The sequence below is a fragment of the Planktothrix rubescens CCAP 1459/22 genome, from assembly GCA_904830895.1.
In the GTDB taxonomy this organism is placed as follows: domain Bacteria; phylum Cyanobacteriota; class Cyanobacteriia; order Cyanobacteriales; family Microcoleaceae; genus Planktothrix; species Planktothrix agardhii.
Genome location: LR882958.1, coordinates 4,387,635 through 4,411,771, shown reverse-complemented (window position 1 = coordinate 4,411,771; position 24,137 = coordinate 4,387,635). Strand labels below are relative to the sequence as shown.

Sequence of the window (24,137 nt, the reverse complement as noted above, 5' to 3'; positions counted from 1 at the left end):
AATTTTTATTGTCATAATCAAGTAGTGTATATCATTATATCATGCTCTTGATAATGATTTAGGACTGCTATATCCCTATTACTGATTGTGTTTAGTGTTGAGAGACGAAATTTGTTTCTGGCTTCTTCGTCTTCCCCTCGATATGCTATATCTTTTTTGTTTTTTTGTCAACAATTATTTATTCATCATCATGGGCAAAACGACGATAGAGGAAATCGAGGGCATAATTTCTGAGGTTATAATATTCGGGATCTTCCATAATTTGAGTGCGATCGCGGGGACGTTCAAAGGGAATTTCTAGGATTTCTCCAATGGTTGCTGAAGGGCCATTTGTCATCATAACTAATCGATCAGCCAGGAATAATGCTTCATCAATATCATGGGTAATCATTAACACCGTACAGCGATGATCATTCCAGATTTTCAATAATTCTTCCTGCAATTCTTCCTTTGTAATTGCATCCAAAGCCCCAAAGGGTTCATCTAAAATTAATACTTCTGGACGAATAGCTAAAGCCCGAGCAATAGCAGCCCGTTGTTTCATTCCTCCCGAAATCTGAGGGGGTTTTTTCTCAGCCGCTTCTAATAATCCCACCAGGGCTAAATGATCTCGAACAATAGCATTTTTTTCGACCTTTGACTTATTAGGATGAACCGCATTAACCGCTAAATAGACATTTTCAAACACCGTGCGCCAAGGAAGTAAAGCATAGTTTTGAAAGACCACCATCCGGTCGGGGCCAGGTTTCAAAATAGGTTTTGAACGCAATGTTACTTTTCCCTGAGAAGGAATATTAAACCCCGAAACCATATTTAATAAAGTAGACTTTCCACAGCCGGAATGTCCGATCACACAAATGAATTCACCCTGATTAATTGTTAAATTTACATCTTTTAAAACTATATACGGCTCTTTAGCAGTGGGATAAACCTTAGAAACCTGATCAAAGACTAAATAAGGTTCAGTTGTCCCTGGGGATGTTTTAGTAAACTTTTTACCAAAGGTAGACGCAGAAATTTTGGCAGTAGTCATGGTTGATATTTCCTAAATTTTAAATTTCATTGGTAGAGACGAGCCATGGCGCGTCTCTGTTTTGTTGAATTAAGCTACTTTAATCCCAGGAGAATCTAATACAACTTCAGTAACAGTAAAATCCCGTTTAATCTTCAAACTATTCAGATAACCAATAGGATCTTCTGTATCAAATTTTGTACCATCAAATAATTGAATAGCACCCCGACTATAACTAATTTCAGAAAGTCCTAATTCCCGGGCTGCGGTACTAAAAGCACCCACCGCACATAACCGTTCTAAAATTTCCACCCAGTTACGGGGGAAAGGCGTATGTCCCCAACGGGCCATTTGAACAATATGCCAAAGCTGTTCGGTGCGACTGGGACGGTTGACTCCATCGCCAAAAAATTGATGATGGGCATATTGACGCATGGGTTCATCCATGTTGCAAGCAATATCATTGGGATCAGCTAACTGAATATATTCGGGGCGAGTTCCCAGATATTGACGTTGAGCTAAAATCTGCTGAATTTCAGGGGCATTTTCCGGGTCAGCGCAATAAGCTGAAGCCTCTAATAGTGATTTGACCAAGGCAATATGGGTATTAGGATAGGCCTTCGCCCAGTCTTCCCGCACTCCTAAAACTTTCCCTGGGTGTCCGGGCCAGATTTCTAAATCCGTGGCCACCGTAAACCCGACATCCTCCATCATTGCCCGCAGGTTCCAGGGTTCCCCGACACAGAACCCATCAATAGTGCCAGCCTGTAGGTCTACCACCATTTGGGCCGGAGGAATGGTCAATAGTTCCACATCATGGTCGGGGTCAATACCTCCCGACGCTAACCAATAGCGCAGTAACAGGTTGTGCATGGAACTAGGATGAACTACCCCCATGCGATGCTGTTGTCCAGGGGATTGTAACAACATTCGTTTGAAGTCGGCCAGGGTATAAATCCCTTGGTCATAGAAGCGACGGGCGAGGGTAATGGCGTTACCGTTGCGGGTCATGGTCAGGGCTGTAATCACCGTTACGGGTTGGGTGTCATCCCCTCCCAAAGTCATCCATAAAGGCATCCCAGAGGGCATCTGAGCCGCGTCTAAATAGCCTCCGGCGATGCCATCACTGATGCCACGCCAACTGGTTTCTCGGACAAGATTGATTTCATCGAGGCCGTGTTTTTCAAAAAATCCCAATTCCTTAGCCACGGCCAGGGGGGCGCAGGCGGTGAGGGGAACAAAACCGAGTTCTAAATTAATTTTTTCTAGGCCATGACGGGCAATAACTTTATTCTTTTTCGCCCGCATTTTTTTGATCAGTTTTTGTTGATTGAGGAAATAAATCATTTCACTCCGCAAGCGATAATAACTGGGATGTTCTACCACTTGCATCCGTTGGCGGGGGCGAGGAATATCTACATCTAAAATCTGTCCGATTTTTGATTCCGGGCCGTTAGTTAACATCACAATTCTGTCAGACAGTAACACGGCTTCATCGACATCATGTGTCACCATTAAGGCACTAATTTGATTGTCTTGGCAAATCTTCATTAATTGTTCTTGAAGATTACCCCGTGTCAAGGCATCTAAAGCCCCAAAAGGTTCATCTAATAATAATAATTTGGGTCGTAATGCTAGGGCGCGGGCGATCGCAACTCGTTGTTTCATTCCTCCTGATAATTGGGCAGGATATTTGTCTACGGCTGGGCGTAATCCTACCATATCAATATGGCTTTCAATGATATTTTTTCGTCCTGCTAGGGGTAATCCTTTCATCACGGAATCAACTGCTAAAGCAATATTTTCTCGGACTGTTCGCCAGGGTAATAAAGAATAGTTTTGAAATACTACCATTCTATCTGGCCCTGGTTGGGTAATTTTTTGACCTTCAATGGTGACAATTCCTTCTGATGGTAAATCTAACCCGGCTACCATGTTTAATAGGGTTGATTTTCCACAGCCAGAGTGTCCAATTAGGGTGACAAATTCACCTTTTTGTATTTGTAGGTCAATTCCTTTGAGGGCAACATATTGACCTCCTCCGGTTAAGTTAAAGACTTTATCAATTTGTTCGACTTCTATTAATGGTTTTTCCATGATATTAACTCCTGATTAATGGTTGACAGTGCGTGGGCTGCGATGAGTGCACCTTAGTTTACTTTTTTTCACCCGGGACAATTAATTGTTGAATGTAACCAATACCTCGATCTAAAATTAAACCGACTGCACCGATATAAACCACGGCTAAAATAATGTCACTGATGTAGTTTTGTTGGTAAGCATCCCAGATAAAGAAACCAATTCCCACGATACCGGACATCACGATTTCAGCAGCGATAATTGCTAACCAAGCTAAACCTACGGCAATTCTTAATCCGGTGAAAATGTAAGGTAAGGCGGAAGGGAATAGAATATTTAAGTAATATTCTTTGCGAGATAATTGCAAGACTTTGGCAACGTTATTATAATCATCGGGAATCTGTTTAACGCCTTCTTTAGTATTAATTAAAATCGGCCAAACGGAAGTAATAAAAATCACGAAAATCGCTGCGGGTTGGTTTTGTTGAAAGGCGACTAAGGCAATCGGAACCCAGGCTAAAGGAGCCACCATTCTTAAAAACTGAAATAGGGGATCTAATGCTTTATCTAAAATCGGATTTGTTCCCACTAAAACCCCCACACTAATGCCAACAATAGCAGCAATTGAATAGCCTTGAGCCACCCGTCCTAAACTGGCTAAAGTTTGCCAAAATAAGCCTTTATCTAATCCTCCTCGATCATAAAAAGGATACATTAATAAAGTTCGGGTTTGTTCATTAGTCACGACACTTAATGGCCCTGGTAAACGGGTAAGTCCTGAGAGGGAGAAAAGTTGCCAAACTACTAAAAAACCCAAAGTTCCCATTAAGGGAAGAATAATATCTTGTGAATTCTTTTTCCAATATTCAGCCACATTGTCAACAAAGCTATTTCCGTTGGTTTTTCTTTTAGCGGTACTTGTCATTTTTCAAACTCCTTATGTAGAGACGTGCCATGGCGCGTCTGTATATGATTTCTAGACTTTTTTGATGGTTAAACTTTGAAGATAGGCTTCTGGATTTGCCGGATCAAAAGTAATTCCATCAAAGAACTTTTCCACACCTCTTGAAGTCGAAGCGGGAATATCAGCAGTAAACCCGGCTTCTTTGGCAGCTTCTCGCCAAATATCCTCACGGTTTACCTTATCAACAATGGCTTTTGCTTGGGCAATATCTTTAATTTGACCATTATGGAAACCCCAACGGATAGTTTCAGTTAAAAACCATAAATCATGGCTTTTATAGGGATAGGAAACACTACCAATTGGATCTTTCCAATATAACGGCCCTTTATTAAAGTCTTGAATTGGAGGTTTTCCATCTCCCATCTGATAGTTTCCTTGGAAGGGGCCAGTCAGAACTGCTTCAGGCACATTAAAATAATTCCGTCCAGAAACTATCGTGATTAATTCGGCTCTGTTTTCCGGTTTATCACACCATTGTTGGGCTTCCATTAAGCCTTTTAATATAGCTTTTGTTGCCTTGGGATGTTTATCAACCCAGTCAGCACGAATGGCTAAATATTCTTCAGGATGAAACGGCCAAACTTCCGTGGTTAAACAGGACATGAAACCGATGTTATCACTAACAATTCGATAGGGCCAAGGGTCTCCTGTACTAAAGGCATCCATCGTTCCATTTCGCATTCCCTGCACCGTTTCTGCGGGAGGAACTGCTATCAAATCAATATCGACATCTGGGTTGATTCCACCCGCAGCTAACCAATAGCGAATCCAAAAATCTTGGTTAACATTTGGGAATGTATAAGCTGCTTTAAATTTGCGTCCTGTGGTATTTGGAAGACTGCGAATATATTCGGCAGCGCCTTTAATATCTAAGCCTATTCCTTTCCCTAAATGGGTATTAGCAATAGCAACACCATTGCCATTTGTATTTAATTGAGCTAAGACATACATAGGGACTTTTTTGCCCCCGGTAATAATGCCTTCTGTCAATAAATGCGGCATGGGCATTTGCCACTGTCCACCATCAATTCCTCCCCCACTTGAGCCAATGGTAACGTTATCCCGTGCTGAGGCCCAGTTTGCCTGTTTGGATACCTCAACATTGCTCATTCCATACTTAGCAAAAAAGCCTTTTTCTTTGGCAATAATTAAGGGGGCAGATTCCACAATGGGAATAAAACCTAGTTTAATTGCTGTCACTTCTGGGGCTTGTTCTGGACTAATATTAACTGCCGGAACTTGTGTTGTCGCCGGAGAACTTCCAGTATTACCAGTGGGTTCGGGTGGGTTGCCCAAACAGCCTTTTAAAAAGACGGTACTAGCTGCCGAAAATCCGGCGGTAATTAAAAATTTTCTCCGAGAATAACCTTTTGAAAATTCAGACATTAAACCTCCTAACAACCTGTCTGTTGAAAAAATAGGTTGCTACTTACAAAAAAAATTTTGTAGTAGTTAAATTATTCAGGACTTACGCACAAGACCAAAGAAACCGGGTTTCTAGCCCTGATTTTGCGGATGAAATCGGTGATTTCTCGTTCAGAAACTCGGTTTCTGCGTAAGTCCTATAGATAAAACATTACCCTGGGGTCAGGGTGACTTGGGTTAGGACTTGATTTTTAGTTAAGTCGTTCCATAGCGTCTATAAATACTAAAGTAGCATTATATCTATAGACTGGCAATAGCTTTTAGTGCCAAATACAGTTTTTTATTAAATAGGAGTGATCAAGTTTTGCTTATCATTCATCGTTTATTCTAAAACCCGCCAGGGGTGTCTTATATAGTTGTATCCGCTTATCCTAAACAGCAGTGCGAGTGTTCGGTGCTCGCTAGGGTATTAACCGCGATATTTTGGGAAAGGAATCCCCAAACTGCTATGAAAATCCTGTTGAGTTTTAGCCGAAAGACGCCGGGAAACCTGTTTAACAATATTTTTTAGTAGGGTATCCCCGGTTTTTTGAATTAACCCTTCTGATTTAGAACGAATAAACTTAGGAATTTGTACCCCGACAGCCAAATCCAGATGCCATTTCGCCCCGGTAATTTGAGTCGGACATTCAGTTAATTTAATACCTCGTTCGGCACAAAATTCGGCTGTAGGTAATTCTATTAATGTCATCGTTGATTTAAAATCCACCTCATAACCAGGAGCCTTATAATCGGGGATGGGAACCGTCCGAATCCGATAAATCCCCTCTGCATCCGGTGGGACTAATTCTAATCCAATCCGCGCTTCCACTCGATAACCCAAGGCTCCAAACCTTCCAACTAATAAATCATAGGCATTATTTCCCATGGGTTCGGTTTTCATTGGTAACGCACACCGACAAAACCAGCCGCTATGTTGACCCAAATATTCAGCCACCGTATCCAAAGGCGCGAACATTTCCATGCAGTCTTCAAAATCGCTGTGAAACCAGATTAACTCCTGAGAATCTTGCTCTTGATTACTTTCTTCGGGGTTTGGGAGAGCAACAGAATCATCAACAAACTCAGATGATGCTCTTGACGGTTGAGGTTCAGAGATATCGGACGGCATAATATGTTCTCCTGCGAGGGTTTTTTCCTATTTCCAGAATGCCTTGTATTGTCGTGAACCGCTATGATAAATATACGTAACTTTTGATGTTACTTGGCAAAACTTGACACTTACTGAAAAACCTTTAACAGCATGAAAGCATTTGTCGCAGGGGCAACGGGGGAAACGGGACGGCGAATTATCACCGAATTAGTCAAGCGGGAAATTCCGGTTAAGGCTTTGGTTCGGAATATTGAAACTGCTCAACAAATTTTACCGACCGACGTGGAACTGGTGGTCGGAGATGTTTTAAATACTTACAGTTTAGCCTCGGCTTTGAGTGATTGTACGGTTGTATTGTGTGCAACAGGCGCCAGACCCAGTTTTGATTTTACTGGGCCCTATCAAGTCGATTGTCAAGGAACAAAAAATTTAGTTGATGTGGCAAAATCCCAGGGAATTGAACATTTTGTTTTAGTTACTTCCCTGTGTGTCTCCCAATTTTTTCACCCGTTAAATTTATTTTGGCTGATTCTTTTGTGGAAAAAACAAGCAGAAGAATATCTTCAAAATAGTGGTTTATATTATACCATTGTTCGTCCGGGCGGGTTAAAAAATGAGGACAATAATTATAATTTAGTTATGCAGTCGGCCGATACCCTATTTGAAGGTAGTATTCCCCGAACAAAAGTGGCTCAAGTTTGTGTAGAAGCATTATTTATTCCAACTTCACGGAATAAAATTATTGAAATTGTAGCTAATCCAGAGGCTCAACAACAGCCCTTAGAACAACTATTTGCCAGTGTAAGTGATTGATGGAACATTATCAAAGAAAAAGACAGAACATTAATCGCCGTAAACGGCTATTCTGGAGTGGTTTACTGCTATTGACGTTAACCTTTATTGGCGTCAGAAGTTGCCAGGGAAAATCGGATTTTGAACCGTCAATTGATCAACAGGTAGAAGCACAATGGCTACCTTTAGTTATGCGGGGCGGAGATCCTTATATTCGGGCATTGATGCGAACTATTTCCGCCAGTGAGTCCAGTTATTCTGACCCCTATCATGTTTTATATGGGGGAAAATATGTCTCTAGTTTACATAGCCATCCTGACCAATGTATGCGGATTATGGTCGGCCCAAATCAAGGCAAATGTAGCACCGCCGCCGGACGCTATCAAATGTTAAAAACTACCTGGGATGAAAAAGCCGAACGCTATCATCCAAAACCCGCTCAATTTTGGTTTTGGCTTCCCTATAGTTTTGAACCAGAATATCAAGATACGGTGGTTTATCGTTGGTTATTAGATGATAAATTTTGGGGGGTTAATATTTCCCAATTATTACGCGAAGAAAAAGTTGATCAGGTGTTAGAATTATTATCAGGAACCTGGACAAGTTTGGGCTATGGAATTGAAGATAATCTCGTCACAGATTCTTTGCCCGAAATTTATGAAAAGATTTTGCAAAATGAACTTAATCACGAAAATGGTAAGTTATTTAAAATGCCTCCTTAACAATTATATATCAGGCTAGCCGACCTGTAGGAGTAGGAACTCAACCCAAAATTCAGGAGTTAGAAAAATTTAAAGAATTTCGTCAAAGAAAATAGTGACAAGACTCAAAAACAAATAGCCCAATTGTCCTATCCTCTGATATTCTGAAAAAGTGGCTCACTGACTTGTCCTATCGCCAAAGATTTGCGATCGGCTTCCTGGATGCGGTAGGCGATCGCGAGCCATCGAATTTTCTGATCCCATATTCCCCACCCTGAACTATGGTAGCTAACAAGTATCCCACAATTGGACTGATTGAACCTCCAGCAACCGGACTCTACGATGCAGAAGGCAAAAATTGGACTTCTTTATATAGACATCGTTCCTTAATCAGCAAGCAAGTTTTGATACCTGACTTGCAAGCAGGAGGATTTGATGCCCGATTAGTCAACCTCAGAGATGATAATTATAGTGAAGAATTTGGGGAGATTGTCTGGAAAGGGATAACCCTGCGGAAAACTTACGTCGGGGGCAAAATTGCCACCCTAGATCCCCAGGCCTTCGATGCTTGGGGAATTACAGTTAATTTCTCCCAAGATCGTCAAGTCACTTGTATGGTGATTGAGCATCTGGCTAAGGGAGGTCGTCCCATTGTCGTTGGCGGGTCGGATGCTTTCGCTGAACCGCACCACTACTTGAAGGCTGGCGCAGCAGCAGTCGTTCAGGATAAATCCGGGGCAGCGAATTGGGCTATTTTTGACTATGTACTCGGAAAAACTCCACGAGAAGAACTCACGGGTGTCATTCTCGCAAATGGTAAACAGTATGCCAGGAAGAATAAAGCCAAAAGTCCAGAGGAGTGGGCACTACCATCGGTGGATGTGGCGCGGGAGTGTTTAGGGACACTGCCCAATGTCCAGGGAACTGTGCCAGTCGGTTCTTTGGTAGCTGACATTGGTTGCGATCGCACCTGCGATTTTTGCATGACACCCACCTACGGCACTGGCTTTCGGAGAATGACCCCAGAAACGGCCCTGAAATGGTTGGCGATTCAGAAAGAAGCGGGGGCGCGTTCGATTAATATCGGTTCCGATCAATTCCTCGCCCGTGGACTCTTTCCTGATGGGCGACAAGAGATCCTCGACATTACCAATGGTGCGAGGGAGATGGGAATAACACTCATGTGGCCGAATGGTTTGGAACTGAGGAAAACAACTCTCGGCGCTGGGCGTAACTACGAAAGCAGCGACCTCAGACCTGACGAAGAAATGATTGAAGCACTGTTTGGCTGGGATGGCAAAGTCGGTTGCCCTTTGGCTTATATCCCGGCTGAACGTCCCGTTTTTGGACGAGAAGCTTACAAGAAGTTGTTGCCTTGGCAAGAACATTGTACGTTGATGAAATCTGTAGTCCGAACTGGTGTACCTGTGATTGCTTATGGCATCATTATCGGGCTACCCGATGATGACCATGAGGATTTGTTACGTCTTGAGGAAGCAATCACAGAACTGGTGGATGAACTGGTAGAAATTAACCCGCAATTGGAATTTCAGACTTCCTGCTACAGCATTATTCCCTTGCCCGGAACTCCGCAATCTTATAACTTACGGAAGTCAGGACTGCTACAGTTTGAAGATACCTGTCTTTGGGGAGTATGGACAACTACTTCCAATACTAATCACCTTAGCTACGAGCAGGTTTCCGATTGGCAAATTCGCCTATCTAAGATTCGGAGATCTCCGTCTGAATTTACCAACTATAACGGAGAATATTCAGGGATGGTTAGTGACGCTTCCTCCGACGACTCAAAGGTTGTGTTGGCGAATTTGAACTAAACACCGCCCTTTTGGGCAACTTCAGATTTAACAAATCGGATGTTGACCAGGCTTAACAGCATGAATATTTTCGCTCCCTGACTGGGGCCATCCCCTGCGATCACCCGATTCTGAGGGTTGTCCCCAACCTAATTGTAATAACATTTCTAAAAAACTCGATTTCTCCCACTTCCAAATACAAGCCCATTCCGTGCGTTGAATAATAGCATCGACTTCTTCTACGCAAATTTGACGATAATCCTTACCACTATTTAAACTTAAATATAAATCCATCCCGGCGGTTACATCATCCCAGAATGCCAATAATTTAATTTTTGCTGCTTTTAACTGTTCTAAATCATAGGGTAAGGCAATTAATTGTTCATTCACAAACGGAAATTGTAGGGTTTTTCCCCTAACAATAATTTCCCGCCAAACAATTCCAGAAACTTGATGTTCTTGTTGGTATTGGTGAATCGTTGCCTTAAAATTTTGATAGGCTGTAAACTTTTGAATTCCCTCTGGTTTCAAAAAACAGTCAACTACGGGATTTCCCACCGCCGGAGTCGCCATTAAATTCAAACGCTCCCCCTTCAGGCAAGCTTGGCGCTCCTGATTTAAGATTTGGATCAGTTCCTCTGTACTGTAGATTTTTGACATCAGAAACGTCCTAAATTTACATTATTTATGGGATGGGATGTAATTGAGGATATGGTAGTGCATCCGTCTCTAGGATGTCAAGGAACTGATCGTCAAGGTGAATCCCTTAAAGACTGATTATTCAGTAGAATTAAGTTTGGATTTTAATAACTTTAGCCGATCGGAACTCAGTTTAATTTTAACATCCATTAACTGTTGATGATCCCGAAATAAAATCATTCCATCTTTGCCAACAGCCAAATCGGGATCGGTTAATTCTATGATTTGATAAGGAGGTTTATAACCTTCGACTCGAATCACCACTTGCTGTTGAGATTGGGGGAAAATATACAGTTGTTGTTGTTGAGAATCAAGTTTTAATTTATGGGGAGTAATACTCAGTTCTTGGGGTAGTTCTGGTTTAAAATAATAGAGTGTGATTCCGCGAATTTCTGGTTTTTTTATCGTAAAGGTTTCATCAAAACGTTGGGGTTGCCAATCTAAACCACTCAAATAATCCCCATCGGCAGGAATTAAACGTTGTTGCCAGTGAATTTCCTGACCTTGTAAGGATGCCCACCACTGACGAATGATATCCAGATGGGTTGCATTATCGGGGTGATTGTTACTAGACTGCCAAAGGGTTGTCATAATTTTTTTATCCTATTTTTTTTGTTAGTTCTCAATATCACTGCTCGCAGATCTCCGACTTTACACCTAATATTCACTATAGCCAACTTGATCCAAACGCTCCTGTTTTTCCAGAACAGATTGTTTAAGATTTTCCCGATAGTCTTGAACTTTTTGCAAGAGTTCAGGATCATGACTGGCTAGGATTTGTACTGCTAATAAACCCGCATTTTTAGCATTACCAATTGCCACCGTTGCCACCGGAATTCCTCCAGGCATTTGTACAATAGAATACAGAGAATCAACCCCCTGTAAGGTGCGAGTTGTTACTGGAACCCCAATTACAGGTAAAGGGGTTAAAGATGCCACCATCCCCGGTAAATGGGCGGCTCCTCCGGCTCCGGCAATAACCACTTTTAATCCTCGCAAATGGGCGGTTTTAGCATATTCAAACATCCTTTCCGGGGTACGGTGGGCGGAAACAATAGCAACTTCATGGGGGATATTAAATTCTTCACAAACCGCGATCGCCGCCGCCATTGTGGGTAAATCTGAATCACTCCCCATAATAATCCCAACCACAGGAGTAGAGTTAGTCGATAATAATGTAGAGTTCAAAGCCAACTATTCCTCATGATCACAACACCACAGCCAGACGCCGTTAACTTCGATATTATCAATGTCCGTCTCCCCAGAACACAAAATTTACAACAAGTTTTAATTCGTCAGGGTAAAATCTCTGGAATTGAACCAATGGCAGGTTTATCTCAACCCAGATCAACCGCAGCAATTCAACAAATAGATTTGCAGGGAGATTGGCTATCTTTGGGAGGAATAGATTTACAAATTAATGGGGCATTAGGATTAGCTTTTCCCGATTTAGAACCGAAATATTTTTCCAAGTTGACCGAAATTTGCCAGTATTTATGGGCACAGGGCATTGATGGGTTTATGCCCACTATTGTCACCACTTCAATTGATAAAATTCAGCGATCGCTCTCCACCATAGCGGAATTTATCCAAACCATTCCCCAGAACAAACCCACCGCTAAAATTTTAGGGGTACATCTGGAAGGGCCATTTCTCAATTCCAGTAAACGGGGTGCCCATCCTCAAGAGCATTTATTACCCCTAGCTTTGGAGCAGGTGCAACGGGTTCTAGGGGACTATGCAGACGTCGTAAAAATCATTACCCTAGCCCCGGAATTAGACCCCACAGATACGGTAATTCCCTATTTGACAAATTTAGGAATAATTGTTAGTTTAGGTCACTCCCAGGCTACAGCAGAGCAGGCAGAAAGAGCTTTTAACCTGGGGGCAAGGATGGTAACTCATGCTTTCAATGCCATGCCCAGTCTGCACCATCGAGAACCGGGTTTATTAGGGGCGGCTTTAGTTAATAACCAGGTACAATCGGGCTTTATTGCCGATGGACAGCACATTTCTCCCCTAATGGTTAATTTGCTGTTACGGATGTCGGGAATTAACCAACCCAACGAAGCCACAGATTTAATTCCCCTGTTTTTGGTGAGTGATGCCTTAGCACCTTTGGGACTACCGGATGGGGTTTATCCTTGGGATGAACGACAAATTGAGGTGAAAGAAGGTTCCGCCCGTTTAGCCGATGGGACTTTATCTGGAACCACCTTACCTTTATTTGTAGGGGTAGAAAATTTAGTTAAGTGGAATTGTTGTGATTTGGGAGAGGCGATCGCATACGCTACTATTGCCCCAAGGCAAGCCCTGGGTCTATTTTCCCCCATCGGTGAATCCGCCAGTCAGCTTTTGCGGTGGAAACTTGATCCAGCCTCTGAAACTGTTACCTTAAATTGGGAGCGACTATTACCATTTGTGATCGATCAAGGAATAATCGTCAACTTGCCAACAGATCAAATAAAATTGAGTAAATGAGTCCTACCGTTAACTTTTATATACAAATATGGGTGAAGCAAAACGCCGAAAAGATTCTATGGGAGAAAGTTATGGCCAAGACGAAAAATTTGTCCCTTGGTTTCCCCTCACTAAAAACCAAAGTCGAAAATTCATAGAAATTACGACTAAAGCCAGTTGGCTAGGGATTGGTTTACTGGTTTTTGTTTGGGTTACGATTCGATTTATCGGCCCTGGATTTGGGTGGTGGCAAATTGATTGAGGTTGAGGGAAAGTTTCTGTACCTGGAACTTCTCAACTGAGGGTTTTGGTTAACCTGCAAAACAGTCTCTATTTTGGCACTGGGGTGGGTAAATAGGGTGATCTTTTCAATTTAGGCTGATCAGACTAAGATTAATATTTCAGCACCATAACTTTAAGATTATGCTACATTTTGTAAATAATCCCAGGTGTGGTGATAGGAGGAGAATTATGTTTCTCAGAATTGCAGAACAACACCGCAAATTCGTTCAGGACTTGGTGATGAACCTCCAAGCTCTAGCTACGGTGCTAGAAAGACAGGGGTATCTCGCTTCCTGCTATACCTGCGGCGGTCAGATGAATAGCGCCTCCTTTATGGTCAGTTTGGGCGAAAGTCATTTGATTCGTTTTCTGGTATCAGACTATGGAATTACCTGGACGGAAATGCGTGATGACCGGGAACTCATGAAATTAGAGGGTGCTGAGGCCATTCAACAATTGCAGGAGTTGGCTAATTTGGTCATTTACAGAGGAATACCTTCTCCCCATCTTACGAGTCCCAAACTTGCCCAGCGTGTTTAGAAGATGCGGAATTGCCCCTTGACAGACCTAATGAAGTTGATGGAGTTAACCCCCGTCGGTGGTAATCTGAAATCACCGAGCAACTGTTTAACATTGCTCCAATCCGTTGAGGAAATTCTCTAAGACGTTAGCCTAGGCGCTTGTGAGTGTTATATTGGAGTTTATGGTGACATTAGAATCTGATTGGCAACATCTGTTTGTAGAAACGAATAACATTCGTTTACACACGGTTACCCAAGGCGAGGGTGAACTCGTCATACTTCTACATGGATTTCCTGAATTTTGGTACGCTTGGCGCTATCAAATTCCGGCCTTGGCTCGTCATTTTAAAGTTGTTGTACCTGATTTACGGGGTTATAATGATTCTGATAAGCCGGATAGTGGCTATGATTTAGACACCCTAGTAGCTGATATTCAAGGCTTGATTCAACGATTAGGCTATGTTAAGGCTCATATTGTTGGGCATGATTGGGGGGGATTAATTGCTTGGCATTTTGCCCAGAAGTTTCCCGAATCTCTAAATCGTTTGGCGATTCTAAACGCTCCTCCCCCTTATCGTTTTGTGCAAGAATTAGTTAGTAATTTAGATCAAGTTCGTCGCAGTTGGTTTATTTTTGCCTTTCAAGTTCCGGGGATTCCCGAATGGTTAATCCAACAAAATTTAAAAGAATTTATTACTAATGCGTTGCGAGAACACGCTATCCGTAAGGGTGCTTTTAGTACCGAAGAAACTCAAATTTATGAAGCAGCTTTAGAAAAACCCGGGGTATTAAGAGCAGCGATGAGTTATTATCGTCATTTGTTTTGGCCGCCGACTTGGTTATTAAATTTGACAAAAACCCCGGTAAAAGTTTTATCTCCTACTTTAGTTTTATGGGGAAAGGAAGACTCATTTTTAAGTTATCATCTAACGGAAGGTTTAGATAGATTAATTGCGGCCCCGTTTAAACTAGAATTAATCTCCGATTGTGGTCACTGGATACAACAGGAAGTTCCCCAAACTGTAAATCGAGAATTGTTAAATTTTTTAAGACCTTAGCCCCCCGTGTACGGGGGTTTGGGGGGGTAATTGGGTTTAAATCCTACAATTCATCGGGATTAATTCCCATTTCTCTTAATCGTTCTGCTAATAATTGCGATCGCTGTTGTTCTGATTCTAAAGCAGTTTCAGCTATTTCTGACCGTTTTTTTTCCGCATCTAACCGTTGCATAATTTCAACATAAGAGACAAATTTATCACCATTGGGATGATAGATTTGTAGTTCTTCTGCGGATAAATCAAAGCGAATTCCTAAACTGGGACTCACCCAATTGTCCAGGGTTTCTATCAAATCTAATCCCTCATCATTTCTAAGCCAACCTTTGAAATGATTACCGTCAGGATTATAAATATAATATTCTTCCACACCATAGCGATCGTAAAACACCAATTTTCGATCCATCTCATTCTGAGTATTTCCAGGGGAAAGAATTTCAAAGACGACTTGGGGAGGAATATTATCTTCTTCCCATTGTTTATAGGAACCCCGTTTTCCTTTCGGTCTTCCCAATACCGTTAATACATCCGGTGCATTCACAATATGAGGTTTTCCCTGTACCGGATACCAGAATAAATCCCCGGCAATAAATACATCAGGATCATCAGCAAATAACCCTTCTAAATTCTGTTCAATGACGACAATCCAGCGAAATTGTTCGGTATTATTTGCCATCGGTTTGCCATCAGTTTCTGGATAGATAATTTCTGTGGAAATTGCCGATTTAAGTTCTATAACCATAATCTTAAAGGGATTTTGGTTAATATTATAACCAATTAAATCAGTTATGAGATTTTCAAAAATCCCCGTCTCCTTAGAGCGGGGAATATCAATTAATAGATCTATCTAAATCCCACTAGGCTAAGGCTGGAACTTTCAAACTCAGATGGGGATAGAGGGGAAAGCGATCGCACAAATTCGCCACCCGTTGACGACAGGCTTCGCCGATACCTTCATCTTCGGGGTTTAACAGACGGTCGGCGATAATATTCCCAATTTCGATAAATTCCGTTTCTCCCATCCCCCGGGTGGTCATGGCCGGAGATCCCAACCGTAAACCACTGGTGACAAAAGGAGATTCGGGATCAAAGGGAACCGTATTTTTATTCGCCGTAATATTCACTTCACTAACCAGTTGATCCGCCCGTTTACCCGTCATATTGACAGAACGTAAATCCACTAACATCAAATGATTATCCGTACCACCGGAAACAATTTTTAAGCCTCGGTTTTGTAACTGAGTCGCTAAGGCTTTAGCATTGGCAATCACTTGACCAGAATAGGTCGAAAACTCGGGTTTGAGGGCTTCCCCAAAGGCAACGGCTTTGCCTGCAATAACGTGCTCTAGGGGGCCACCTTGAGACCCTGGGAAAACAGCCTTATCTAATTTTTTGCCCAGTTCGGCATCTCGGCTGAGAATCAATCCCCCCCTTGGCCCTCTCAAGGTTTTGTGAGTAGTGGTGGTGACAACATCACAATAGGGGATAGGGTTAGGATGGTGTCCCGTTGCCACTAACCCAGCAATATGGGCAATATCAGCCATTAAGTAAGCACCGACTTCATCGGCGATGGCGCGGAATTTCTCAAAATCAATAATCCGAGAATAGGCAGAATAACCGCAAATCAGCATTTGAGGTTTATGCTGTTTAGCCAGTTCTAAAATTAAGTCATAGTCAAGTTGTTCGGTTTCCGGGCTAACTCCGTAATGGCAAGCCTTAAACCATTTACCGGAAACATTGACCGGGGAACCATGAGTTAAATGTCCCCCATGGGATAAGTCCATTCCCATGATCGTGTCACCGGGTTTGAGCATAGCCAAGAACACGGCAAAGTTAGCTTGGGCTCCAGAATGGGGCTGAACATTGGCACTCGCGGCCCCGAACAGTTGTTTGGCGCGTTCAATGGCTAATTGTTCGATGCCATCAACAAATTCACAACCGCCATAATAGCGTTTTTTGGGAAGTCCTTCGGCGTATTTATTGGTGAGAACCGACCCCTGGGCCGCCATGACCGCCGCCGAGGTAAAATTTTCACTGGCAATTAATTCTAGGTGTTCCCGTTGACGACAGAGTTCATGCTGAATCAGATCAGCAATCACCGGATCAGTTTCAGATAAGATTTCTAAGTTAGTCTGACTCACAATAAAATTCCTCTTAATTACACAATTTGATTACCGATTTAAACGGATTAGGATTATTCCTGATTTTCTATCATAAGACAAATTTGGGAGAGTGGAAACTCAGTGTCTTCAGACCTGAGAGGAAACGCGACGCAAGGGAATTTATTCCCCTTGAAATATTAAAAGATGTGCTAGTGGGACTTAAACAAAAATAAGGGAAGAAATAGATGATAATGATTATGTAGCAAGCACATAACATTCAAGAATAACGAATGAAAGAGACAACCCCGGCAGCGATGCCCCCCTGCTTTGACCGATGGTGTCAAAGATTTGACGATATATTTGGTCATCTTGCCCAAAAACGGGAATTTAGGAACTATTTAGGGGGATTATTGGGAGAAAGTGAGCGAAAAAACCTGTCGCAAATGGCGAATAACTCCGTAGGAGTAGCTTACCACCGATTACACCACTTTTTAACCGAAGCTCCCTGGTTAGCAATGAAACTGAATCAGCGTCGCCTGGAGGTGATGAATCAGTGTAAGCAAACCCAGATTAGTCGGGGATTTGCCCTAATTATTGATGATTCAGGACATCGAAAAAGCGGGAACTTTACTGATGGAGTGGGACGACAATACATCGGAGAAATCGGAAAAACCGACAATGGAATCGTAGCAGTAACGAGCCATCTATACGATGGCAAAAAAAGCCTACCATTAGATATAGAATTATATCAAAAAGCCGAGTCATTACCGTCAGGAAAAGCTGACCCGGAATTTAAAAAGAAACCGGAAATAGCATTAGAATTAATAGAAAGGAGCTTAGAGAGAGGATATCAACCGGGAATTGTGCTAACAGATGCCGGGTATGGAAATAACACAAATTTTTTACAAGAGTTAGAGAAAAAAAGATTAAAATATATAGGGGGAGTCGCCAAGAATCGAAAGGTAATCCTCAAAAAGGGGGAAGATAAAACAGAGGAAACTCGATTAGATAATTTAGCCAAATCGTTGCCCCAAGGAGCTTTTAGTGAAATTCAACTCCAACTAGAAAAACCCAGAACTGTGTGGGTAGCAACAAAAGAAATTGAATTATCAAAGTATGCAGGGAAGAAAGTAATAGCCATCGTCATGAATGCTGCCACTTTCGACCAAGCCAGTGATATTGATTATTTAATGACTAATGTTGAGGCATCAAAAGCCACAGGAGAATGGATAGTAACGACCTATTCACAAAGAAATTGGATAGAAGTTTTTTACAGGGAAGCTAAGGGTTGGTTGGGGCTGAAAGAATATCAAGTCCGAGATAAAAGAAGTCTAATCAGACATTGGATTTTGGTATTTTGTGCCTATACTTTTATTCTCTGGCATAGTTTAACTGGAGGGTTAAGACGTCGATGGGCTAACAAACCTTTAAACACATTTGCTGATGCCCTTGAAGCCTTCCGCACAGCGATTTCCTTTCGATTTGTGGAGTGGCTCCAGAATAATAGGGATGTATTTGCAGCCTACAAAGCAAGTTTAGGCTTGATTTGGGCTTGATTTTTGTTTAAGTCCCACTAGAATCAAAAAACACAAGTAAGAACAATAAACATCTGCGTGTTGAAGCATTCTAGTATCGGAGAAATCCCGACTCCCCTGAAACAACGGTTAGATTTAATTCTAACGGCAGTATGACAAGCAAGGAGTAAACAATGGCAGATTGCAGAGCGTACCGCAACTTGGCTTAGTGATGGCTTGGTGAAAGTGTTTTAGTTCAAAAGTAAAAGTATCGGGAAGATCGGGTTTCTTACCTAATCAACTCAGTAGACGATATGCGGCAGTCGTAGCGAGAATTAGATTAAACTAATTCTGTCCGCAGAATCTCAGTGTCTTCAGACCTGAGAGTGTCAATTAGCCGAATCCCCGATAACTGTGGGATTACAATAAAAGTATAATTGGGCGTCTGTCGGAGGAATCATTATGCTAGTCATTTTGATGGATAACCAGATACTTGCTTCTCAACAAGTTTGTCAGGGATGTTTATTAGCCGATCAAAGCGGTCAACCGCGTTGGAGAGGAGGCCATTTGTCCTGTGGACATTTGGTTCGTCCCTGCATTGACAATCAACCGAGTCAGTATGAATGTCAGATGGGTTTCCGTATTGCCAATATCCAATAATATATTGGTTCTTGGTGATCAGCGAGGGGGTACTTGCACTCCTTCTGGGTTTTTCTTGCGAACATCTAACCCCAATCTCTAGGACTGCGCTATCCTGAGTTTAAGAGATACTCAGGAGAATTGGTTATGACTTGGCGCGGAACCACGACAGTACGCGATCGCATTTTTGCCGCATTACCCTATCTATTACCTTTAATGAATGGGTTGCCCTTTGGACGCTTTTTATTCCAACAGTTTCCAGTTTTACAAATTATTACATTGCCTGTTATTCCTTTAATGTTCCTTTATCAATACATTCCTTTTGCTGGATTTATTGTGTTTATCGGTTTATATATGTTAGTGGTTCGTAATGAAAATATTCCCCATTTCATTCGATTTAATACCATGCAAGCCATTTTGATTGACATTGTTCTAATTTTATGCACGTTACTATTCCAGGTATTTGGCAGTGTTCTTTTACAAGGATTTGTCGGTGAAACCCTCTACAACATGATATTCTTGGGACTGTTGGCGGTATTTTTCTATTCTGTAATTCAATCTTTGTCGGGAAAATATGCAGAAATTCCCACGATTTCCGATGCAGTCTATATGCAGGTGCGTTGACATCCACCCCTCGGTAAAACGGGCGGGGATTCCATCTATTTCAACAAAGAATAAAATTGGGCTAGATGTGCTAACAGTCTGAACAAGTGTCATCCCCTACATATCAAGATTAGATGCTGATTTAATCGAAAAGTCTCTGTTACCTAAGTTTACAATTGCGAGAGTGTTGATTGATCAAATGATTAACTTTAATGGATTTCACTTGCAATTTATAGGGGGAATGTTTATTCTATATACAGGAGCCAAAAAGAGCTTCTCTGACAGATCAGTAAACGATGTTCAAACGGTAAAATCTCGATTATAGGAGGCCCGAAACACGTTTTCTTGAGCGTCCGAGTTAAGTGAAATTAGGAGGTTAACTAAACTGTTTCATCTAACGTCTGTCGTCTTCCGCAGTAACTCTTTCTTTAGTTGCTGATATTTCCTCTAGTGAACCAAATGGGAGCAATGTAGCTTCGTTTTTAACAAGTATACAACTCCAAACTTACGGATTATAAACGAGGAAATTCCTTAGCTTAACTAGGAGGTTAGTTACTCTGTTAAAAGTCAATACAATCTGTCTTGTAGAATACAAACAACAGTACCTATCATTAGATCCTTACACTTCCCCTAATCATGGTAAAGGGAGCAATGCAACTAGGCTTCGACCTTAGTAGCAACTCCACATCATCCAACATAGGAGGGGAAATCACTAGGGAAATGAGCTTTGGGTGCTGTTGTTTTGGGTTGGAACGATTTTGTCGCAACGCCGCAATCAGAAAAAGTTTTTATTGTTTTCAGAGTCTGGGGTGATATCTGGGATCTACAGGGTTGGCCCTCGGATTTTTGTTAAGTTTTGTAAAAAAATGAGAGAATATTTGATAGCATACTTAACAAACTTTAATCTTCAGACTCATATTCATGACCTTATTAATTGTTGGTGGGACTGGCACATTGGGAAGACAGGTGGTGCGACGCGCTATTGACGAGGGTTATACCGTGCGTTGTTTAGCACGCAGTTACCGCAGGGCAGCGTTTTTAAAAGAATGGGGGGCGGAATTGGTTCCTGGGGACTTGTGTGAACCAGAAACCTTAAAATCTGCCCTAGAAGGAGTAACGGCCGTGATTGACGCAGCAACAGCCCGTCCTACGGATTCATTAGGAATTAAACAAATAGACTGGAAAGGGAAAGTCTCTCTGATTCAAGCGGCCAAGGAAGCAGGAGTGGAAAAATTTATCTTCTTTTCCTTTTTGGATGCCGAGAAATATCCCCAAGTGCCACTATTAGAAATCAAGCGCTGTACCGAACTATTTTTAGCCGAGTCCGGTTTAAATTACACAATTTTAAAGCCCTGTGGATTTTTTCAAGGGTTAATTGGTCAATATGCGATTCCAATTTTAGATAAACAAGCGGTTTTGGTACCTGGGTTAAGTTCACCCGTTGCCTATATGGACACCATCGATATCGCTAAATTTGCGGTTAAAGCCCTATCCGTTGCTGAAACTGAGAATAGAAGTTTTCCCATCGTCGGCTCTAAAGCCTGGACAGCCGAGGAGATTATTCGTTTATGTGAAAGGCTTTCGGGTAAAGAAGCTAAAATTACTCGCACCCCTACACAAGTCCTGCGTCTATTCCGGCAAGTAACCCGTTGGTTTCAGTGGAGTTGGAATGTCTCTGACCGTCTAGCCTTTGCTGAGGTTTTAGCCAATGGTCAACCCTTGCAAGCGTCGATGGATGAAACCTATCAAGTTTTTGGCATCGACCCCAAGGAAATCAGCAGCTTAGAGACTTATATGCAGGAATACTTTAGTCGGATTATGAAGAAACTTAAAGAATTAGAATATGAACAGGAAAAGCTGAAAAAACGTAAACAGAGAAGCAATCCCTTCAAGCCCCTCTAACTGGACACAATCGCCCAAAGACAGAGTATGCTTTAACCATCGCTCAATTGTATGTCTGATCAGAATTGGGGTGGCAATCCCAGTTCTGAGATAGACGAATTAGTTGCTGTTAGGCTATTTAAACCCAATTTTAACAAGACTTCTCGTGCCAAAAGTAGGAATTATTTATAATGACTCCAAACCCACCGCTTGTCGTGCTGCGACCGAGATCAAAGATAAGCTGATAGGGCGGGGATTGAAGGTTTGCACTGCACCCGGAACCGGGGGCATCTTGGGCTATGCTACTGGGCCAAATCCTTTACACCGCATTCCTATGGATAAGCTGGCCCCGCCTGATTTTGATCAGGAGATGATGTTTGCCATTGTTCTAGGTGGGGATGGTACGGTTCTCTCCGCCTCTCGTCAACTGGCACCTCACGGTATTCCTCTATTGGCGGTGAATACGGGTCACATGGGATTTTTAACCGAAACCTACCTGAATCAATTGCCTTCGGTCTTGGAACAAGTGATCGACGGAAACTATATTGTTGAAAACCGGACTATGATTGCGGTGGAGGTATGTCAGTCAGAACAAGTGCTGTGGGAAGCTTTGTGTTTGAATGAAATGGTGTTACACCGGGAACCCATGACCTGTATGTGTCATTTTGAAATTAAAATCGGTCGTCATGCTCCGGTGGATATTGCGGCGGACGGGGTGATTATTTCCACTCCTACGGGTTCAACGGCCTATTGTTTATCAGCCGGAGGAGCCGTGGTAACACCCGGGGTGGAAGTGTTACAGTTACTTCCCATCTGTCCCCATTCTTTGGCTTCTCGGGCTCTGATTTATGGGGAAACTGAACCTGTAATCATTTATCCGGCTAGTCCGAATCAGTTGGTGATGGTAGTGGATGGAAATGGAGGCTGTTATGTCCTTCCAGAATATCAGGTGAAAGTTAAGCGATCGCCCTATCATGCCAAATTTATTCGGCTTCAACCCCCCGAATTTTTTCAAGTTCTCCGAGAAAAATTAGGCTGGGGACTACCTCATATTGCCAAACCGACTTCTGTTGAATTACCGTAGCCGGGGGAGACAGAGGAGGCAGGGCGGAAGTCTGTTAGCACGCACTAACACCTTAATAGTTAACGGAAAGTGTTAAAATAGTTTTAATTTTTTTGATCAAAACAAAATAAATAGATGAATAAGTTGGGGTTAGAGCAGCTTGTAGTCATTTACGTGATTTAGGTAGCCGGATACCTGTGTTAATTTTAATGGCAAAAGATGCGATCGAAGACCGCATTGCTTGTTTAGAGTCGGGGGCAGATGACTATTGTTTAAAACCCTATCGGACGGAAAGTTTTTTGGAACGGGTCAATCTATATTTGCAACCAGGAACTAATACTAACGAACAGTTACGCTTTGGGGAGTTAGTCTTGGATTTGGCCACCAGAAGGGCACTCCGCAATAGTAGAACAATTGATCTAACAATGAAAGAGTATGAGTTACTCAAATATTTGATGGAACATCCGCGAGAAGTCTTAACCCGGGAACAAATTTTAGAGAATGTCTGGGGTTACGACTTCCTGGGAGAGTCTAACGTTATAGAAGTTTACATTCGTTATTTGCGACTCAAAATTGAAGACGAAGGCGAAAAACGCCTAATTCAAACGGTTAGAGGGGTGGGGTATGTTCTCAGAGATGGGTAATGATAGGTAATGGGTAATAGGTTTTGGGTAATGGGTAATGGGTTTTAAGAATTGTGTAATGGGTAATCTGTGTTAATCTGCGTAATCCTCTTAAATCAGTGATCAAAATTGTCTAAGATGCTGTACAATCTTTTGTCGCTGGGGATACAAATTTTTTGACAACCTTGAACCTTGAACTGTTAGTCGGATTTAGGACTGGTTTGATCTTGGCTTCTATACCCAAAGCCTTAGTTTCCATGGGTTTTGGGGCGCTCGGTATATTATTAGTTAGCTGTTCACCTTTGTTATCATCGGTTTCAATAGCACAATCTGTAGGTTTAGGAACTTCGGTTTCTCAATCTCCTATAATCACCCAAGAGAATCGGGGTCAAATGTTACCGATTACGGCGAAGGCTAAAATTGGCAGCCAGGTTATTCAGCTTGAAGTGGCTCGAACCCCTCAGCAACAAGCATTAGGTTTAATGTATAGAACCAATGTAGCCGATGATCGGGGAATGTTATTTCCCTTTGCTCAACCTCGGGTTGTGGGGTTTTGGATGAAAAACTGTAAAATCCCCCTGGATATGATTTTTCTGCGCGATGACGTGGTGAAAGCCATTCAGGTTAATGCTCTCCCTTGTGAACAGGAACCTTGTCCTACCTATGGCCCTGATGTTCCGGTGAATCAGGTGATTGAATTACGGGGCGGACGATCTCAGGAATTGGGTGTAAAAGTGGGCGATCGCATACCGATCAGCTTTCTGAATTCTCAGCCATGAGCTTTAAGTTGAAATAACTTTACAAAAATTCATGTA

Annotated in this window: 23 protein-coding genes and 1 pseudogene; 14 read left to right on the top strand and 10 right to left on the bottom strand. The window is 42.2% G+C overall.

The window, feature by feature from the left end; translation table 11 throughout:
* Positions 1-178 precede the first annotated feature (178 nt).
* The 5 genes from NMG86_RS20260 to NMG86_RS20240 all read right to left on the bottom strand — a co-directional run bounded on the left by NMG86_RS20260 (position 179) and on the right by NMG86_RS20240 (position 6,591).
* The gene (locus NMG86_RS20260; protein ID WP_026785387.1) at positions 179-1,033 is read right to left on the bottom strand and encodes a nitrate ABC transporter ATP-binding protein; all 855 of its coding nucleotides are present in this window, start codon (positions 1,031-1,033) and stop codon (positions 179-181) included.
* Positions 1,034-1,102: 69 nt separating this feature from the next.
* Complete coding sequence (locus NMG86_RS20255; RefSeq protein ID WP_043939064.1) at positions 1,103-3,109, bottom strand: ABC transporter ATP-binding/substrate-binding protein; 2,007 nt, start codon at positions 3,107-3,109, stop codon at positions 1,103-1,105.
* Between the two features lie 58 nt (positions 3,110-3,167).
* Positions 3,168-4,016 carry a nitrate ABC transporter permease gene (ntrB, locus tag NMG86_RS20250; RefSeq protein WP_026785389.1) on the bottom strand — a complete coding sequence of 283 codons (849 nt, stop codon included), beginning with the start codon at positions 4,014-4,016 and terminating at the stop codon, positions 3,168-3,170.
* A gap of 51 nt (positions 4,017-4,067) precedes the next feature.
* Positions 4,068-5,441: a CmpA/NrtA family ABC transporter substrate-binding protein gene (locus tag NMG86_RS20245; RefSeq protein WP_026796371.1), complete on the bottom strand. Its 1,374-nt coding sequence runs from the start codon at positions 5,439-5,441 to the stop codon at positions 4,068-4,070.
* 448 nt (positions 5,442-5,889) lie between these two features.
* Complete coding sequence (locus tag NMG86_RS20240; RefSeq protein WP_026796370.1) at positions 5,890-6,591, bottom strand: DUF1997 domain-containing protein; 702 nt, start codon at positions 6,589-6,591, stop codon at positions 5,890-5,892.
* A 132-nt stretch (positions 6,592-6,723) separates the two neighbouring features.
* Here NMG86_RS20240 and NMG86_RS20235 point away from each other — a divergent pair, with 132 nt between their 5' ends.
* From NMG86_RS20235 to NMG86_RS20225, 3 genes are all read left to right on the top strand, one after another.
* Positions 6,724-7,386: an NAD(P)H-binding protein gene (locus NMG86_RS20235; RefSeq protein WP_026796369.1), complete on the top strand. Its 663-nt coding sequence runs from the start codon at positions 6,724-6,726 to the stop codon at positions 7,384-7,386.
* A complete protein-coding gene (locus NMG86_RS20230; protein WP_043939066.1) occupies positions 7,386-8,087 on the top strand; it encodes a glycoside hydrolase family 24 protein in 702 nt (233 codons plus the stop codon). Before NMG86_RS20235 ends, NMG86_RS20230 begins: the two co-directional genes overlap by 1 nt.
* Positions 8,088-8,347: 260 nt before the next feature.
* On the top strand, positions 8,348-9,901 hold the full coding sequence (locus NMG86_RS20225) for a radical SAM protein (RefSeq protein WP_026796368.1): 1,554 nt from the start codon (positions 8,348-8,350) through the stop codon (positions 9,899-9,901).
* A 27-nt stretch (positions 9,902-9,928) separates the two neighbouring features.
* Here the strand turns inward: NMG86_RS20225 and NMG86_RS20220 are convergent, their stop codons facing one another.
* From NMG86_RS20220 to purE, 3 genes are all read right to left on the bottom strand, one after another.
* Positions 9,929-10,540 (bottom strand): hypothetical protein, encoded by a 612-nt coding sequence (locus NMG86_RS20220; protein ID WP_026785394.1) that lies wholly within the window; start codon positions 10,538-10,540, stop codon positions 9,929-9,931.
* A gap of 117 nt (positions 10,541-10,657) precedes the next feature.
* On the bottom strand, positions 10,658-11,170 hold the full coding sequence (locus tag NMG86_RS20215) for a hypothetical protein (RefSeq protein ID WP_026795941.1): 513 nt from the start codon (positions 11,168-11,170) through the stop codon (positions 10,658-10,660).
* A 66-nt stretch (positions 11,171-11,236) separates the two neighbouring features.
* Positions 11,237-11,716: a 5-(carboxyamino)imidazole ribonucleotide mutase gene (gene purE / locus NMG86_RS20210; protein ID WP_026796367.1), complete on the bottom strand. Its 480-nt coding sequence runs from the start codon at positions 11,714-11,716 to the stop codon at positions 11,237-11,239.
* A 66-nt stretch (positions 11,717-11,782) separates the two neighbouring features.
* Between purE and nagA the strand changes: the two genes are divergently transcribed.
* The 4 genes from nagA to NMG86_RS20190 all read left to right on the top strand — a co-directional run bounded on the left by nagA (position 11,783) and on the right by NMG86_RS20190 (position 14,900).
* Positions 11,783-13,060, top strand: coding sequence for an N-acetylglucosamine-6-phosphate deacetylase (nagA, locus tag NMG86_RS20205; RefSeq protein ID WP_043939068.1), 1,278 nt, complete (start codon positions 11,783-11,785; stop codon positions 13,058-13,060).
* A gap of 28 nt (positions 13,061-13,088) precedes the next feature.
* Positions 13,089-13,301, top strand: a complete 213-nt coding sequence (locus tag NMG86_RS20200) for a DUF2839 domain-containing protein (protein ID WP_026785397.1) — start codon at positions 13,089-13,091, stop codon at positions 13,299-13,301.
* Positions 13,302-13,510: 209 nt separating this feature from the next.
* Positions 13,511-13,861 carry a DUF1815 family protein gene (locus NMG86_RS20195; RefSeq protein ID WP_026796366.1) on the top strand — a complete coding sequence of 117 codons (351 nt, stop codon included), beginning with the start codon at positions 13,511-13,513 and terminating at the stop codon, positions 13,859-13,861.
* Positions 13,862-14,024: 163 nt separating this feature from the next.
* The gene (locus tag NMG86_RS20190; RefSeq protein WP_026796365.1) at positions 14,025-14,900 is read left to right on the top strand and encodes an alpha/beta fold hydrolase; all 876 of its coding nucleotides are present in this window, start codon (positions 14,025-14,027) and stop codon (positions 14,898-14,900) included.
* Between the two features lie 43 nt (positions 14,901-14,943).
* Here NMG86_RS20190 and NMG86_RS20185 read toward each other — a convergent pair whose 3' ends face one another.
* Together NMG86_RS20185 and glyA are read right to left on the bottom strand one after the other, a co-directional pair.
* Positions 14,944-15,639, bottom strand: a complete 696-nt coding sequence (locus NMG86_RS20185; RefSeq protein ID WP_026796364.1) for a Uma2 family endonuclease — start codon at positions 15,637-15,639, stop codon at positions 14,944-14,946.
* 115 nt (positions 15,640-15,754) lie between these two features.
* The gene (glyA, locus tag NMG86_RS20180) at positions 15,755-17,038 is read right to left on the bottom strand and encodes a serine hydroxymethyltransferase (RefSeq protein ID WP_026796363.1); all 1,284 of its coding nucleotides are present in this window, start codon (positions 17,036-17,038) and stop codon (positions 15,755-15,757) included.
* 251 nt (positions 17,039-17,289) lie between these two features.
* Between glyA and NMG86_RS20175 the strand changes: the two genes are divergently transcribed.
* The 7 genes and pseudogenes from NMG86_RS20175 (at position 17,290) to NMG86_RS20145 (ending at position 24,101) form a co-directional block, all read left to right on the top strand.
* Positions 17,290-18,555: an IS701 family transposase gene (locus NMG86_RS20175; RefSeq protein WP_026796362.1), complete on the top strand. Its 1,266-nt coding sequence runs from the start codon at positions 17,290-17,292 to the stop codon at positions 18,553-18,555.
* 420 nt (positions 18,556-18,975) lie between these two features.
* Positions 18,976-19,173 carry a hypothetical protein gene (locus tag NMG86_RS20170; RefSeq protein WP_026785402.1) on the top strand — a complete coding sequence of 66 codons (198 nt, stop codon included), beginning with the start codon at positions 18,976-18,978 and terminating at the stop codon, positions 19,171-19,173.
* A gap of 126 nt (positions 19,174-19,299) precedes the next feature.
* The gene (locus NMG86_RS20165; protein WP_026796361.1) at positions 19,300-19,776 is read left to right on the top strand and encodes a Tic20 family protein; all 477 of its coding nucleotides are present in this window, start codon (positions 19,300-19,302) and stop codon (positions 19,774-19,776) included.
* 900 nt (positions 19,777-20,676) lie between these two features.
* Complete coding sequence (locus NMG86_RS20160; protein WP_026785404.1) at positions 20,677-21,657, top strand: SDR family oxidoreductase; 981 nt, start codon at positions 20,677-20,679, stop codon at positions 21,655-21,657.
* Positions 21,658-21,802: 145 nt separating this feature from the next.
* Entirely contained in the window at positions 21,803-22,720 is a 918-nt protein-coding gene (locus NMG86_RS20155; protein WP_026785405.1) for an NAD(+) kinase, read from the top strand.
* 140 nt (positions 22,721-22,860) lie between these two features.
* A pseudogene (gene nblR / locus NMG86_RS20150) lies at positions 22,861-23,343 on the top strand (response regulator transcription factor NblR); the annotation flags it as partial.
* Between the two features lie 206 nt (positions 23,344-23,549).
* Positions 23,550-24,101, top strand: a complete 552-nt coding sequence (locus NMG86_RS20145; RefSeq protein ID WP_233423139.1) for a DUF192 domain-containing protein — start codon at positions 23,550-23,552, stop codon at positions 24,099-24,101.
* The last annotated feature ends 36 nt before the right edge of the window (positions 24,102-24,137 follow it).